Origin of the sequence: Pseudomaricurvus sp. HS19 (genome assembly GCF_009857815.1) — a bacterium.
Lineage (GTDB): Bacteria > Pseudomonadota > Gammaproteobacteria > Pseudomonadales > Cellvibrionaceae > Pseudomaricurvus.
In genome coordinates this window covers 19760-35368 of record NZ_WVVW01000002.1, presented here as the reverse complement: position 1 = coordinate 35368, position 15609 = coordinate 19760, and the positions used below count along the sequence as shown (strand labels likewise).

Below are 15609 nucleotides of genomic sequence, written 5' to 3'. Positions count from 1 at the left end.
ATGGGGGCAAAGCTACTGTTTCATCTTAAAACTCTCACCCGCCCCCGCAAGCGCGGCGGTTGGCAGGGGGCTGCCTAATTGGCCAAACAGGTGTCCAAATTCGCCATGCTGCAGTTTGCCCGCCGTTGCCTTCACCTGCCGGGTCATTCGCGCTCCGGTTTACAGCTGCAAGCGTTCTCCCGGGAGTGGTTGCGGGCTGGCATAGAGCACGTAGCGCAAAGGGCCGGATTGCACACCGTCAAACGGGTAGCAGGTGACAAGCAGCAGCTGCTGCCGGGCGGGATCCACGATTAATCCCTGACGGCTATCGATAACCGCACCATGGTCAACCTGATAGTGGAGCCAATCGCCGCTGCTGGTTTGCAGGCGCAGTTGGTCGCCGGGTTGCAGCTGCTGCAGCACCCGGAAGTGGGTGTCGCGGTGGCCGCCGATCAGGGTGGTGCCCTGTCCGGGAGGCTGCGAGGCAGTGGCATAGCCGGGCCCGAAGGCCAGGGCATTACCCTGCGCCCCGTGCAACACGTAGAGATCTTCGTGCCCCAATTGCAACCGTGCTACCGGCCAGGTGTCGGCCCAGGGCCAGGGCTTCTGAACCTCTTCCGGTTGTTGCAGGGTATCGGCCCAGGCGCCGGCAATCAGTTGCTGTGCCAGCCAGGCCTTGGCGTGAATCCAGCCGGCCTGACCCCAGTGCCACAGGGTCAGCAGCAGCAGGGTGGCGCTGAACCAGGGGCGCAACCTTTGCCAGCTGCTAGTCGTGGCGGCGGCCATGACGGCCTCCACACAGGTGCAGGGACAGCAGCAGTGCAAAGGTGAGCAGGCCCAGCAGCAGGTTAAGGCTGGCGTTGGTGGCGGTTTTTGGCAGTGCCAAGGCCTGTTGTCCCTGGGGTACCAGATTGCCAACGGCTTTGCCTTTCAATGCGTCAGTCACAGGCCGGCGCGGGGTTTTGTCCACCGCAATAAAACTGGTGTAGGGCGACAGCAGTTGATGTTGCAGGGCCAGTTCCAGCACCTGCTCGCGGGTCTCACCGGCGTCGGCCCCGCGCGCCTTGTCGTCCAGCAGGTCGCTGATACGTTGCCGTGCCCAGAGGCGGGCGATGCCCTTGCCCTGGTTGTCGGCGCCCGGCTTAAGCCTGATGGTCTGTTGCCAGCGGCTGTGCCCCAGTTCCCCTTGCAGCTGCACGTCCATCCCGTTTGCCGGCAGTGATCCGGGCAGGCGGGTTTTGATCAGCAACGGCTCGCCCAGGTAGAGGTCCGGCAGTCGTCCCGGCAGGGTTTGCGCTTCCACTCCGGCGGGCCAGTGGATGCTCAGGTTACGCAGCACCGGGCTCTCCAGCTTGCTGAACAGCTCACCCATTTTTGCGCCGACTTCACTGCTGTCACCAATGTGGGTGAAGCTGCCGCGGCCAAAGTGGGCGGCCTTGCGCATAAAGTGGCTGTTGGGGGCAGAGCCTATGCCGACGGTGAACAGGCGGGTGTTGCCCAGCTGCCGGTCAATGAGTTCGAACAGCTGCTCCTCGTTGCCGACACTGCCGTCGGTGATAAAGATCACCTGTCGCAGCTGTTCGCCGGTGTCGTGGTGGCGCAGCGCCGACTGCAGTGCCGGCAGCATCTCGGTGCCGCCGCCGGCCTCCAGTGAACTCACAAAGTGTTTCGCCTTTTGCAGCAGTTCCGGATTCGCCAGTTGGCTGTTGCTGAACAGCTGGCGATAGTGGGAGTTAAACTCAATCACGTTAAAACGATCCTGTGGCAGCAGGCGATCCAGGGCCAGCAACAGGCTGGCGCGGGCCTGCTCAATGGAGGTGCCACCCATGGAGCCGGAGGTATCGATAATAAATACTGTCTCCCGTGTCAGGCGGCTGCTCTGTTTGGCAGCCGGTGGTAACAGCATCAGCAGGGCGTAGTTGGCCATTTGGTTGTCAGCCTCCAAACGGGACTCGGTAAAGGTGGCAGCCTGCGGCGCGCGACCCGCCACCGGTCGCCACTGCAACACAAAATCCCGGTCCATGGGGATGCTCTCTGAACGGGTGGTGATGCTGTGTTGGGGACCATGCTTCTCGATCACCAGGTCGTGGTAAGGGCTGGTGATGGATTGCAGTGGTAAACCGGCATTGAGCTCGATAGCGATGCGGATCTCGTGTGACCCCGCCGCCTTCAGGGTTTGCGGGGGCGTGATCTCGTGGGCGTCGGGCACCGCACTGGTGGGCATGGCCCAACCCCAGCTGCCATCCATCTGCAGGCTGCTGTGAGTTGCCGATGGCTGTGTTTCGTCATCAGGGCCAATGGATTGCAGGGCGCCGGAGGCAAGCCCGGGGATATAACGCGGCGTGATGGTGGTGGGCAGGCGGGTGCTGAACAGCCCCTGGTCGTAGTGCACCGTGTCGGTGTACTCCAGAGTTACCGTGACGGTTTCCCCGGGGCCGATGTTGGCGACTTTCTGGGTGAACAGGTTGGGGCGCTGCTGTTCGGTCAGGCTGGCGGTTTTGCCGCTGGCTTTGGCCTGCTGGTACTCCTGCCGGGCGGCCTGCTTTTCACGGATCTCGCCTTCGATAAGGCGCTCACCCACCTGCATGGTCATGCGGCCAATGGCGGCGGTGTCCGGCAGTGGAAAGCGGTAGATACCTTCCACCCAGGCGTCGCGGGAAGGGTTGCTGAAGCTCTGCCGGAATCGGGTATGGATGACCATGCCGTTGACGGTGATCTCCGCGTCGCTGTTGAGCAGCAATGCCGGCAGTCGCTGGCCGTCGGCCTGCTGCAGTAGCAGCTCGCCACTGCCGCCCTCGTTTTCACTGGCGCGGGCCCGTTCCGCCAGCCAGATAAGCGCGACGGCCAGCAACAGCGACAGGCCGGTAACCTGCCAAAGTCGGCGACGCCAGCGGTTGGGTCGGTGCCACAGCGCTTTACGCGGATAAGGCCCCGGGGTCAGCAGGCGGCGCCTGGGTATGCGTGGGTTGTGAAAGCTCATGAACGTTCCTCCTTGTCGATGGAGGTATTAGAGCGGGGCAATCGGGCGCAGGAGCGGAACAATCATGGCCATGGTCGGGTCAATTGTGATCAATTGTGGCAGCGGGCTGCAGGTCCGCCGGATTTGGTTACAATGGCGCCACAATCGTTAGAAGGATCCGAGATTTATGGCCCGTCAGATCGCCATCGTGGAAGACGAAATTGCCATTGCCGAAAACTACCGCGACGCGTTGACCCGCCAGGGCTACGCGGTGACGCTGTATCAGACCCGCTTTGCGGCCATGGAGGTGTTCCGTCACAGCCTGCCGGACCTGGCCATCATCGATGTCGGTCTGGGGGATGATGTGGAGGGCGGCTTCGAACTCTGCCGTGAATTGCGTTCGCTGGCGCCGGAGCTGCCGATCATTTTCCTTACCGCGCGCGACAGCGACTTCGATGTGGTCTCCGGCTTGCGCCTGGGAGCCGATGATTACCTCAGCAAGGATATCAGCCAGCCCCACATGCTGGCGCGCATCGTGGCGCTGCTGCGCCGGGTCGATACCCTGCGCCAGCGGGGCGGGGCACAGCCGGAAGAGGAGCTGCAGCGGGGTCCGCTGACGCTCAATATGGATCGCATGTGTGCACTATGGAATAGCCAGCGTATCGACCTGACGGTGACCGAGCTGTGGATGGTGCACGCCCTGGCGCGACACCCCGGCCACGTCAAAAACCGCCAGCAACTGATGGATGCGGCGAACGTCGTGCTCGATGACAACACCATCACTTCACACATCAAACGCATCCGCAAAAAGTTTGCCCGCATGGACAGCAGTTTCGACGCGATCGAAACCGTCTACGGCATGGGTTACCGCTGGCGATGAAACTGAAAACCCAATTGCTGCTGGTGAGCCTGCTCACCCTGGCGCTGCCCTGGGCCGGTTACCAGTACATCGTGGAGATGGACGCCGCGCTGCGTTTCGGCCAGCAGCAATCCCAGGCGGCTACCGCCAAGGCGGTCGCCAGTCGCATTGCCAGTGAGCCGGCGCTGCTGGACGAGTTACGGCAGCCGCAGTGGCAGGCGGATGCGGGTGGTGCGCTCTACGCCTCGCCGCTGCGAATCGATCCACTGCTGGACGGCTATGACGATGAGTGGCGCTACTGGCAACAGCCGTTCCGCCGCTACGATTCGCTGCAGTCGAGCGCCAGTCTTACTTTGTGGCTGGGTACCCGCGGCAGCGACCTGTGGTTGTTCGCCCGTGCGGATGATCAGCACATTGTCTATCACAACCCGGCGCTGGATGAGCTGGCCAGTGGCGACTACCTGCTGCTGCGCAGTGAGCTGCCCGATGGGCGCCAGCGCGACTATGTCCTGCGCGCCAGTGCCCCCGGTTCGTTAACCGCGGTCTATCGTGACAGCCGCGGCCGGGTGCGCAGCGAGCCCCGTATCCGCGCCCAGTGGCAGGAGCGCTCCGACGGTTTTCAGCTGGAGGTGCGTCTGCCCCGCAGTTTGCCGGGTGAACGGCTGGGACTGGCCTGGATTAACCGCGATACCCATCACGACAGCCGCCGCCAACCCAATGGCCTGGCGCCAAGGCCGGCAGCGTCCGAGTGGCTGGGCAATATTGCTCCCGGCGACAGACCGCCCTGGTGGTTGACGCCAAGCAACACACTGCAGCGGGCCATTGCGGTCTTCGCCCGTGATGGCTTGCAGCTGCAGTTGCTGGCACCGAACCAGGCGCAGGTGGCAGTGGCGGGCGCGCTTTCTGCGCCGGCGGATGTGGCGGCAATGCCGGCCTGGAAACGTTATCTCTACAACACCTTGCTGCACAGTTCGGCCCTGCTGCCTCTGCCGGAGGATGGGCAGCCGGGGTTCCTGCGTTCTGCAGAAACCGTGGGGGCTCTGCAGCAGGGTGAGGGTGCGCAATGGTACCTGCAGGGACAGCGACGGCTGGGACGAGTGGCGGAGGCGGTGCGTGATCAGGATGGCAATATCGTTGGCGCCGTCAGTGTGGCGCAGGGCAGTGATCGCCTGCTGGCGGTGACCGACAGTGCCGCCCTGAGCCTGCTGGTGTACGCGCTGGGTGCCACACTGGTGGCGGCCGTGGCGTTGCTGTTTTATGCCTCACTGCTCTCCTGGCGTATTGGCCGGCTCAGCCGGCAGGTGACTCATTCGGTGGATGAGGGCGGAAAAATCCGCGGTGATTTTTCTCCCTCCCGCCGTGGCGACGAGATTGGTGAGCTCTCCCGTCACTACCATCAGATGTTGCTGCGCCTGCAGCAGTACAACGAATACCTGCGCACCCTGGCGAGCAAGCTTTCCCACGAGTTGCGTACACCGCTGGCGGTGATTCGCACCTCGCTGGATAACCTGGGTCACGAGCCCCAGAGTGAACAGGGTGAGGTCTACGCGCGCCGTGCACTGGAAGGCAGCGAGCGGCTCTCGGCGATCCTCACCGCCATGAGTTCTGCCAGCCGGGTGGAGGAGGCGATTCGTCAGGCGGAGACGGAAACGCTGCCGCTGGCACCCTTGCTGCGCAACATGGCGGGAGTCTATGACGCGTTATTACAGGGCCAGACACTGCAGTTGCTGATCGATCCCTCACTGGAGGAGGTGCAGATTGAGGCGGCACCGGAGTTGCTGGTACAGATGCTCGACAAGCTGGTGGATAACGCGATCGACTACTGCCCGCCGGGCCGGGTCATTCAGCTGAGCCTGCAAGGTGACAGTGGTGGTGTGCTGTTGCAGGTGAGCAACGATGGCCCGCTGCTGCCGGATACCATGCAGGGGCAGCTGTTTGAATCACTGGTCTCAGTAAGGGAAAGCAGTGACAAGGATGGGCGGCTGCATCTCGGACTGGGATTGCACATCGTGCGCCTGATTGCGGAGTTTCACGGCGCCGCGGTTGAGGCCCGTAACCGCGATAATCGCTCGGGCGTGGAATTTAATATCCAATTTGCCAGGGGAGTCAGTGAGCCTGGGTGACAGGTTTCAGGACGCTTGGCTACAGGACGCTTCGCTACAGGATTCAGGACGCTTCGCTACAGGACGCTTCGCTACAGGATTCAGGACGCTTCGCTACAGGTTACAGGTGATTGAACCGCGTCGCTTTGTGTCGATACCGTAAAAGATCGCCCGGAGGACCGGGCTCCTACAGGTGCTCTGCGCTGGCGTAGGAGCCCGGTCCTCCGGGCGATCTTTTTGCGTGCTCCAATATATTTACCCACCCCGGTACCTGGTGAGATTTAAATGATCGCGCACAGGAGTGCGCCTCCTGCAAAAGAATAGATCCCCCTGTAGCGCCAGCGTCCTGTAGCGAAGCGTCCTGAATCCTGTAGCGATAGCGTCCTGTCCCCCGTAGCAACGCGTCCTCAAACAAAACCGGCGCCATCAGGCGCCGGTTTTGTGATTCGGATTGCAGCGAATTACTTACTTAACCCGTTTCAGCTTGTTGCTGTCACCGTGGTCGAAGGTCTTGCCGTAGATATCGAGCATGGTGGATTCCGCATAACTCATTTCGTCACCCTTCACCTCAATGCGGTGGGTGAAGCCGGTGGTTTTGGCGTTGTTCTCCATGAAGGGCGATTGCAGGATGCCCCAGGTGGTTTCTCCGGCCGTGGCTTTTACTTCAAAAACGGTTGTGTCGCCAGTGACGGTGGCCTTGCCGCCAGCCAGCAGGCAGACGCCGCGGGGGATGGTAATGGTCTGCATGATGGTGCCGTCGGCGGCATCGTAGAGCCAGTAACCAAACTGGTGGTGGAAGACTTCGTCGTTGGATTTGCGTTTGACGATCTGGGTGTAAGGCACAATGGCGAGGGTCTGTCGCTCGGCATTCTGCAGGTCACCACCGGCTTCAAAAGTGATGGTCTCGTAGTAGGGGTTCTCTTCCGTGCCATCGGGTTCGGGGGCGATATCCATGCCGCTGTCGCCTTCCCATACGCCAATCAGTGCCGTCAATGGGCCGTAGTCAACCGGATCAACTGGATCTGTCATGTTGTGTAACTCCCTGATGTGGTTGCCGGCGGCCGCAGCTCTGGTGCGCCACCGTGCAAATAAGAATTCGGTTGTCAGCGCTTGCAGGCCAACAGGGAAAAATTAGCATCGCTCCGGTTGAATTGCCACCGTTGCGGCTGTCGTGGTTGATATGGGTCAGTGGGGGGAGGGTGACAGGTGCACCGCAAGGTGCACCTGCAGGCGGTTGTGAATTAAAGACCCAGCTTCTTCTCAAGATAGTGGATGTTGACGCCGCCTTTGGCAAAGCCGGCATCCCGTACCAGATCCTGTTGCAGGGGAATGTTGGTGCGGATGCCGTCAATCACCAGCTCGTCGAGGGCGTGGCGCATGCGTGCCAGTGCTTCCTCGCGTGAGTCGGCGTGGGTGATGACCTTGGCGATCATGGAGTCGTAGTTGGCGGGCACGGTATAGCCATCGTACAGGTGCGAATCCACCCGTACACCGAGTCCGCCGGGCTGGTGGAAGTGGTGGACGGTGCCGGGGCAGGGCATAAAGGTTTTCGGGTCTTCAGCGTTGATACGACACTCGAAGGCGTGACCGCGAAAGACGATATCTTCCTGCTTGATGGAGAGGCGTTCACCGGCACAGACACGGATCTGCTCCTTGATCAGGTCGCGGCCGGAGATCATTTCAGTCACCGGGTGTTCCACCTGGATGCGGGTGTTCATCTCAATGAAATAGAAGCGCCCGTCTTCATAGAGAAACTCGAAGGTACCGGCACCGCGATAGCCGATATCGATACAGGCTTTGACACAGGCGTCGAGCACCTCTTGCCGCGCCACTGGATCTATACCGGGGGCAGGGGCCTCTTCCAGAACTTTCTGGTGACGGCGCTGCAGGGAACAGTCGCGATCGCCAAAGTGCACGGCGTGGCCCTGACCATCGGACAGCACCTGGATTTCCACGTGCCGCGGGTTCTGCAGGAATTTCTCCATGTACACCGTGTCGTCGCCAAAGCCGGCCTTGGCCTCCGACTTGGTGATGCGGATGGAGTTCATCAGTGCCGATTCGGTGTTCACCACCCGCATGCCGCGACCACCACCACCGGCGGCGGCCTTGATGATCACCGGGTAGCCGATATTGCGACCGTGGCGCATGCAGATCTCCGGGTCGTCCGGCAGTGGGCCGTTGGATCCGGGCACCGTGGGTACGCCGGCCTTTTTCATGGCGGCGATGGCCGAGACCTTGTCACCCATCAGGCGGATCACATCGGGATCGGGACCGATAAAGGTAAAGCCACTCTTCTGTACCTGTTCGGCAAAGTCGGCGTTTTCCGCGAGAAAGCCGTAGCCCGGGTGTACCGCCTGGGCGTCGGTAATCTCCATGGCGGCGATGATGCGGGGGATATTCAGGTAGCTTTCCGGTGACGGGTTGGGACCGATGCAGACGGACTCATCGGCGAGGCGTACGTGTTTCAGGTCGCGGTCGATCTGTGAGTGAACGGCCACGGTTTTGATGCCCATCTCCTTGCAGGCGCGCAGTACCCGCAGGGCGATCTCGCCGCGGTTGGCGATAAGAATTTTCTTAAACATGCCCGGCTCCTCTGGCTCTGCGGATCCTTAAACGATGGTGATCAGGGGCTGGTCAAACTCAACCGGATCGCCGTCTTCCACCAGAATCGCTTCTACCACGCCGGCTTTGTCGGCTTCGATCTGGTTCATCATCTTCATGGCTTCAACAATGCAGATCACGTCGCCAGCCTTGACGTGTTGCCCCACGGCCACAAAGGCAGGAGAGCCGGGGCTGGGAGCCGCGTAGTAAGTGCCCACCATCGGGGATTTGATGACGTGGCCGGAGGTCTTGGGAGCTTCTTTCTTCTCCTCTCCGGCGGGGGCAGCGGCTGCAGGCGCTGCTGCCTGGGGTGCCGGTGCTGCCATTGGGGGGTAATAGGGCGCGGCGCTTACCTGGTGCCCGCCACGGCTGATGCGTACAGATTCCTCACCCTCTTTGATCTCCAGTTCACTGATATCGGACTCTTCCAGCAGCTCGATCAGCTTTTTGATTTTGCGTATATCCATAAGTGTTCCACCGTTTTGTGTTGATGGTTTAGGAAAGGAAGTCAGTTGGACGACAGATGATGAAAGGCCGCGGTCAGTGCCAGATCGTAACTTTGGGCACCGAAGCCGCAGATCACGCCTTTGGCGATATCGGAAAAGTAGGAGTGCTGCCGGAAGGCTTCACGGGCATGCACGTTGGAGAGGTGCACTTCGATAAAGGGGATCTCGACACCGGCCAGGGCATCGCGGATGGCAACGCTGGTGTGGGTGAAGGCTGCGGGGTTGATGATGATGAAGTTGATGCCTTCGTGGCGGGCGTCGTGAATGCGGTCGATCAGTTCGTATTCGGCGTTACTCTGCAGGGTTTGCAGGTGATGGCCAGCCTCGCGGCAGCGCTGGGTCAGCGCCAGGTCAATGTCTGCCAGTGTGGTGGAGCCGTAGATTTCCGGTTCACGGGTGCCCAGCAGGTTCAGGTTGGGGCCGTGCAAAACCAGTATGCTCGCCATAATCCCTATCAGCCTCAAACGTGTAGTGAAAGTTATTGTTTTGTCGCGTCCGGATGGGTTCCGGAGCGGAAAATGCTGTTTTTTGCTCGAATGCAACTGAGTGTGACGCAAAATCCCGGGTGCGTCCAGCGTACCGCAGAAACTTGTGAAGTTGATGAATTTTAACGACAAGATAGCCGATTATCGGACACCTTTGTTGAGTAATTGAGCAGCCACCCGTGACTGTTTTGACGAAATTGGACGCCAATGGCGTCCGATTGTCCGTCGGATTGGCGAAGTTGTCGGACTTTAATCCTAAAATGAGGCGATCATCGGCAATCGTGGCCCTAATTGTACGGGGCGACCTGGTTGATGGCTTCCAACACCGTCTTTTCCCGCAGGATCTGCGGCAGAATCAATGGCGGGCTACCGGGAGCGCCGTTGTAGAGGAGGTACAGAGGCACACCGCTGCGGTCAAATTGTGCCAGCAGGCCGGTGATTTCGGGATTGTAGTTGGTCCAGTCGCCCTTCAGGCGCACGATGCCGGCGTCACGAAAGGCGGCGACGGTGGTCTCTGTGTCCAGGGCGCTCTTCTCATTGGCCAGGCAGGTGATGCACCAGTCGGCGGTGAGATTCACAAACACCGGTTGGCGCTGTTGCAGCAGCTCCTGCAGGCGCTGGTCGCTGTAGGGCTGCCAGTCGTGTGACTCACTCGCCTGGACGGGGGTGGTTTCAAGGCTGGCCAGTGGCCACAGGGCGGCCAGCAGGGCGGCGATGGCGATGAACTGTTGCCAGCGGCGGCGGGGCTGGTGTTGCCACAACCAGATGGCAAAGCCCAGTGCCAGGGCGCCACAGAGGATGGCCACGAGGCCGTCACTGCCGGTCTGGCGGCCGGCCACCCACAGCAGCCATAGGGCTGTCAGCAGCAGCGGGAAGGCCAGTAGCTGGCGCAGGGTTTCCATCCAGGCGCCGGGTTTTGGCAGGCGTCGGGTCAGGGCCGGCGAATAGGTGAGCAGCAGGTAGGGCAGGGCCATGCCGAAGCCCAGGGCCGCAAAGACTCCCAGTGCGACCCAGGGGGTTTGGGTGATGGCGTAGCCCAATGCGCCCGCCATAAAGGGAGCGGTACAGGGACTGGCCACCAGGGTGGCGAGGGCTCCGGTGAAAAAGGAGGCGCGCAGGCTGTGTCCTTCGGTGAGGGATTGGCCGGCGCCGCTGAAGCGATGGCCCACCTGCCAGAAGCCCAGCAGGTTCAGTGACATCAGCAGGAACAGGTAGACCAGCAGGGCGACAAAGACCGGATTCTGCAATTGAAAGCCCCAGCCGATGGCTTCGCCGGAGGCGCGCAGCGCCAGCATCAGTGCGGCAATGGCGGTAAAGGTAGTGACAGCACCAGCGGTGTAGCTCCAGCCATGCTTGTGGAGGCTGTGGGCTGACTGGTGGCTGCCGGCAATGCTCAGCGCCTTAAGCGATAGCACCGGGAAAACACAGGGCATAAGGTTGAGCAGAGCGCCCCCCAAAACAGCCGCCAACAGGGCGCCGAGCAGTGAGAGTGGATTGCCGGGCAGGGAGCTGTTGCGCTCCGGACGTGCGCTTGGTGCGGGCCCAGCGGGAAGGCTGATGCTGGTGATACCGGCGCTGTCGATGGAGACCAGCTCCACCTGGGGTGGATAGCAGAGGCCGGCGTCAGCGCAGCCCTGGGAGTGTACCTGCAGCACCGTTGGCAGGGCGGTGTCTGCCGGCAAGTTCACCGACAGCGTGAAAAGGTCGCGGTAGAGCACCACATCGCGCTGCAGTAACTCATCATACTTGGCTTTGCCTGCAGGCAGCTCCAGCGGCAGCGCCGTCCCGTTCAGCTCCACCTTGAAGGCGTGCTGGTAGAGAAAGTAATCCGGGGCAATGGTCCAGCTCAGTTGCAGTAAGGTCTGTTCGCCGGGCAGGTAGGTGGCCCGCAGCTGATACGCCTGGTGCACCGGCAGGAAGGTCTGCTGTTGCGGTGTCAGCAATGCTGAACTGTTGCTGGCCGAGGAGAAGGAGCTGCTGCCGGGAAAGGCATCGCTGGCTTGCGCGAAAGGTGTCAAAAGCAGGGTGGCCAGGGTCAGGCAGAAGAGCAGGGTACGGCTGACATGCATGCGGGAATTATCCGTTTTTGGGGTGCCTGCGGCGGTTTTAAGAGCGGCGTCTGACATTGCGTTGTCGCATAATATGGGGCAGAGTTGCCGGCATTGTAACAATGGCTCCTGTAATCTGCATGAACTGCTTCCGCTTCCCGTCGCTCCTTGCTGTCCTGCTGTTGAGCGCCCTCTTGTTAGGTGCTTGTGCGCAACATCAGTCTCCACCACCCCAACCGGTGGTTGCCAAACCAGCAGTGCCCGCACCGCCACCCGGTCCCACGGCCGCTGAGCGTCGCGAGATGGTTGTACGCAGTTTGCTGGCGCAGGGAGAGGCGGCTCTGGAAGCGGACAAGTTACTGCAGCCCGAGGCCAACAACGCCTTTGACCGCTTTCAGGCAGTATTGTTGCTGCAGCCGGACAATCAGCAGGCGCAAAGCGGCCTGAAGCAGATTTCCGCTCGCTATGCGCAGCTCGCCCGCGACGCGCTGGCGCATTCAAAACTGACTATCGCCAGGGAGTACGCCCGCAGCGCCGAGCTGGTGGATCCGGACAGCCCACTGCTGCCGGAGTTGCAGGTGGCTATCGCGCGGGCTGCCGCGCAGCAGGCCAGGGCCACTAAAGAGCTGGAGTTCCCGCTGGCGCTGACGGCGCTCAACCAGCGCGATGCAGAACAATTGCCGGTGCTGGCAGAGTTGGTGGCGAGGGTGCGGGAGAGTCACGAATCCCTGCTGATTGTGGCCCGCAACGATGCCGAAGGACGTTGGGTGTATCAGCAGCTGCGCAACTATGCCGAGGGTTACCGTATTCGCGGCGATATCAAGGTAGGTCCGCAGCCACATATTGTCGTACTGCCGCCCATCGATTAAGGCGGTATTCCCGGGGGCGACTGCCGGGATTGTGGGCAAGAGGGTCGCCAGTGGCTCCCTCACACAACCATTAAGGATAGGGTCGTTATGACACTTTACCGGCAATTGAGCGTTGCCATCACCCTGCTGATCGTCGTGTTAATGGCCGGTAATGTGACGGTTACCGTCTTCAATGCGCGCAGTTTTCTCGCCGAGCAGATGCAGGTGCATGCGCAGGATACTGCCACCTCCCTGGGGCTCACCATCTCCCACGCCGCGCAGGGCCTCGACCGTGCCCAGGTGCAGTCGGTTATCGATGCGGTGTTTGACCACGGTTTCTACCAACGTGTGGCGTATCGCAGCTATAACGGCCAGCTGATGCTGGAGCGCAAGGCGTCGGCAGAGGTCAATGGTGTTCCCGGCTGGTTTGTGGAGCTCCTTGCCGTGCCGGTGGCCCAGGGCAAGGCGGAAGTGGTGACCGGCTGGATGCGGCTTGGCGAGTTGACGGTAGTGTCCCATTCCGGACTGGTTTACCGCGACCTGTGGCGGGTGTTTGTGGGTCAGGTGTGGCTTTTCCTGCTGACGGCTCTGGCCAGTTACGGCCTGCTGGCGTTGGGGTTGAGAGTGTTGCTGCGTCCGCTGCAGCGGCTTGAAGTACAGGCCGACGCCATTACCCGGCGGGAGTTTCCACTGCAGGAGCGGCTGCCCCGCACCCGGGAGCTGCGCAGCGTGGTGCAGGCCATGAATCACATGGTGCGCCGCTTGCAGGTGATGTTTCAGGAACAGCTGGAGTTGACCGAGTCGTTGCACCAGCAGGCCTGTGTCGACAGTGTTACCGGGCTCTCCACCCGCCGGGATTTCGACAACCGCTTCACCGCCTTCGTCAATTCCGACAGCAGTGGCAGCAGCGGTTTGTTATTGCTCTTGCACGTGGAAGGGTTGATTGGACTTAACACACGCGAAGGGCGTCAGGCCGGCGATCTATGCCTTTTCCAGTTGGCGAATATGCTCGGCGTGCAGTTTGGCCGCCAGCAGGGGGCGATCCTGGCGCGGCGCTCCGGCACCGACCTGTGTGTATTTGTACCCTGGCTGTCGCAGCCGGAAGCGGAGCAGGCGACGGCGGAGCTCTGGCGGCAGATCCAGGGTCTCAGCTGGTTTCAGAATGGCAACGATCTGCAGGTAACCATTGGCGCGGTATTCGAGCGCTCGGTAACCGTCTCCAGCGGTTTGCTGGATCAGGCGGACAGTGCGCTCGGTCAGGCGCAGGGTGACGGCGGGGTGCACTGGTACGAACACGAGCACCATGGTGGTCGCAGCGCGGCCGAGTGGCATGAATTCCTGCAGCTGGCGCTGGAGCAGAGATTGTTCCAGTTTCATGTGCAGCCGGTGTACCAGCGCGACGGGGAGACGGTCGAGCAGTTGGAGGTGCTCTGTCGGGTGCGCGACGGCGATGCCCTGCTCAGTGCCGGACAGTTCCTGCCCCGTGCGGAACGCTTTGGGCTGGCCGCTGCCATTGACCAGCAGATGATTGAGCTGCTGACGGACTATTACACGCAGGCCGATGGGCCGCGTGTGTGCGTCAACCTGGCGTCCGGTGCCGTGGCTGACGAGTCCTTCTGCCAGTGGCTGCAGCAGTGGCTGCTGCAGCATCCACTGTTTGCCCGGCGACTGGTGATCGAGCTGCCGGAACACGCCCTCAACCGGGGCGACGAGCCGCTGCGGGAGTTCGGTCGCCGCCTGTCGGAGGCCGGCGCGTCGTTATCACTGGATCACTTTGGCGTTGGCGCCCGCGCCTTTGCCTGCCTGCAGAGCCTGCCGCTGCAGGCGCTTAAGGTTCACCGCTCTTTTGTGCAGGGTATTGACCACAACCCGGATCATCAGTTTTTCGTCAAATCCCTGCGTCAGATTGCCCACAGCTGTGGCATTCGTTTGCTGGCAGAAGGTATCGAAAGTGAGGCCGAGTGGCAGACTTTGCTGGATCTTGGTATCGATGGCGGGCAGGGCTATTACCTGACAGAGCCGCAGGCGCCGGGCCGCTACGCCGGCAATCCTGTGGCGGGATAAGTGGCCGCACTTCGTGATACGCTGACGATGTCTCTGCTCACCTTACTCCGGAATTACTAAGGCACGAACCATGGAAAAGCACTCTGGCTGGAAACAAAAATACAGGGATCAGTTGGAGGACTGGCGGGAGGACTTTGCCGGCAGCGGTGTGTTGATGCGCCTGCTGGGCATTGTGTTGCTGGTCTATCTGTTGATTGCCCTGGCGCTGGGTTTCTATTGGAGCAGTGAGCCGGAAACCTTTTCCGTGCGCGACACCGCGGCACTGGACAGCAATGGCCGGCCTCTGGTGGTGGGGGCGGCAACTACCGGCACCCTGATCAAAGTGATGGACACGCTGCTGGAAAAGCCGGGTGGCTTTCTCTCCAACGATATTATGCCCCCGGGGGTGTGGCTGGATGATATCCCCAGCTGGGAATACGGGGTGTTGATCCAGAGTCGCGATATGGCCAAGGCGCTGCGGGAAGCGTTCAGTCGTTCCCAATCCCAGTCCACCGAAGATCGCTCCCTGGCACGGGCGGAATCCCGCTTTAACTTCGACAACAAGAGCTGGGCACTGCCGGCCTCCGAGGCGGAGTACCGCGATGGTATCCGCGAACTGCACAACTACCTGGGTCGACTGGTGGATGAAGACCAGCACAATGCCCAGTTCTTTTCCCGTGCCGATAACCTGCGCTACTGGCTGTCAACGGTGGAGACCCGCCTGGGCAGCCTGTCGCAGCGCCTGAGTGCCAGTGTGGGCCAGCGCCGCCTGAATATTGACCTGGCCGGCGAGGAGCGGGCCCAGCGCTCTACGCCCGCGCCGGTGGAGATGGAAGTCAAAACCGAATGGAGCCAGATCGATAACGTCTTTTACGAGGCCCGCGGCAGCGCCTGGGCGCTGTTGCATTTCCTCAAGGCGGTGGAGGTGGACTTTGCCGATGTGCTGGAGAAAAAGAATGCCCGCGTGAGCCTGCAACAGATTATTCGCGAATTGGAAGGCACCCAGCAAACCGTGTTCAGTCCCATGATCCTCAATGGGGGTGGTTTTGGCATGCTGGCCAACCACTCGCTGGTGATGGCCTCCTACATCTCCCGCGCCAACGCCGCCATTATCGATTTACGTGAGTTGCTGGCCCAGGGTTGATGGCGGCAACCTGTGGCAGAGATAAAAAGCCGGGA

At 61.3% G+C, this 15609-nt stretch carries 12 protein-coding genes; 5 read left to right on the top strand and 7 right to left on the bottom strand.

From position 1 onward, the window contains the following. Positions 1-159: 159 nt before the first annotated feature. The gene (locus tag GSF27_RS07935; protein WP_160967674.1) at positions 160-765 is read right to left on the bottom strand and encodes a class GN sortase; all 606 of its coding nucleotides are present in this window, start codon (positions 763-765) and stop codon (positions 160-162) included. Continuing rightward, positions 746-2959: a marine proteobacterial sortase target protein gene (locus GSF27_RS07930; protein ID WP_160967672.1), complete on the bottom strand. Its 2214-nt coding sequence runs from the start codon at positions 2957-2959 to the stop codon at positions 746-748. Before GSF27_RS07930 ends, GSF27_RS07935 begins: the two co-directional genes overlap by 20 nt. Positions 2960-3125: 166 nt before the next feature. On the opposite strand from GSF27_RS07930, the gene pdsR reads away from it, so the two are divergent. Together pdsR and GSF27_RS07920 are read left to right on the top strand one after the other, a co-directional pair. Further along, on the top strand, positions 3126-3818 hold the full coding sequence (pdsR, locus tag GSF27_RS07925; protein ID WP_160967670.1) for a proteobacterial dedicated sortase system response regulator: 693 nt from the start codon (positions 3126-3128) through the stop codon (positions 3816-3818). Continuing rightward, the gene (locus tag GSF27_RS07920) at positions 3815-5920 is read left to right on the top strand and encodes an ATP-binding protein (protein ID WP_160967668.1); all 2106 of its coding nucleotides are present in this window, start codon (positions 3815-3817) and stop codon (positions 5918-5920) included. The genes pdsR and GSF27_RS07920 overlap by 4 nt, the downstream gene beginning before the upstream one ends. A 444-nt stretch (positions 5921-6364) precedes the next feature. On the opposite strand, the gene GSF27_RS07915 is transcribed toward GSF27_RS07920, so the two are convergent. The 5 genes from GSF27_RS07915 to GSF27_RS07895 form a co-directional block, all read right to left on the bottom strand. Beyond that, positions 6365-6928: a heme-binding beta-barrel domain-containing protein gene (locus tag GSF27_RS07915; protein WP_160967666.1), complete on the bottom strand. Its 564-nt coding sequence runs from the start codon at positions 6926-6928 to the stop codon at positions 6365-6367. A gap of 212 nt (positions 6929-7140) precedes the next feature. Then, entirely contained in the window at positions 7141-8481 is a 1341-nt protein-coding gene (accC, locus tag GSF27_RS07910) for an acetyl-CoA carboxylase biotin carboxylase subunit (RefSeq protein WP_160967664.1), read from the bottom strand. 27 nt (positions 8482-8508) lie between these two features. After that, a complete protein-coding gene (gene accB / locus GSF27_RS07905) occupies positions 8509-8967 on the bottom strand; it encodes an acetyl-CoA carboxylase biotin carboxyl carrier protein (RefSeq protein WP_160967662.1) in 459 nt (152 codons plus the stop codon). Between the two features lie 41 nt (positions 8968-9008). After that, positions 9009-9452 carry a type II 3-dehydroquinate dehydratase gene (gene aroQ / locus GSF27_RS07900; protein WP_160967660.1) on the bottom strand — a complete coding sequence of 148 codons (444 nt, stop codon included), beginning with the start codon at positions 9450-9452 and terminating at the stop codon, positions 9009-9011. Positions 9453-9778: 326 nt separating this feature from the next. After that, complete coding sequence (locus GSF27_RS07895; RefSeq protein WP_160967658.1) at positions 9779-11560, bottom strand: protein-disulfide reductase DsbD; 1782 nt, start codon at positions 11558-11560, stop codon at positions 9779-9781. 281 nt (positions 11561-11841) lie between these two features. Here GSF27_RS07895 and GSF27_RS07890 point away from each other — a divergent pair, with 281 nt between their 5' ends. The 3 genes from GSF27_RS07890 (at position 11842) to GSF27_RS07880 (ending at position 15574) form a co-directional block, all read left to right on the top strand. Further along, entirely contained in the window at positions 11842-12408 is a 567-nt protein-coding gene (locus GSF27_RS07890; RefSeq protein ID WP_160967656.1) for an N-acetylglucosaminyltransferase, read from the top strand. Positions 12409-12495: 87 nt separating this feature from the next. After that, positions 12496-14451: an EAL domain-containing protein gene (locus GSF27_RS07885; RefSeq protein WP_160967654.1), complete on the top strand. Its 1956-nt coding sequence runs from the start codon at positions 12496-12498 to the stop codon at positions 14449-14451. 70 nt (positions 14452-14521) lie between these two features. Further along, positions 14522-15574 carry a DUF2333 family protein gene (locus tag GSF27_RS07880; protein WP_160967652.1) on the top strand — a complete coding sequence of 351 codons (1053 nt, stop codon included), beginning with the start codon at positions 14522-14524 and terminating at the stop codon, positions 15572-15574. The last annotated feature ends 35 nt before the right edge of the window (positions 15575-15609 follow it).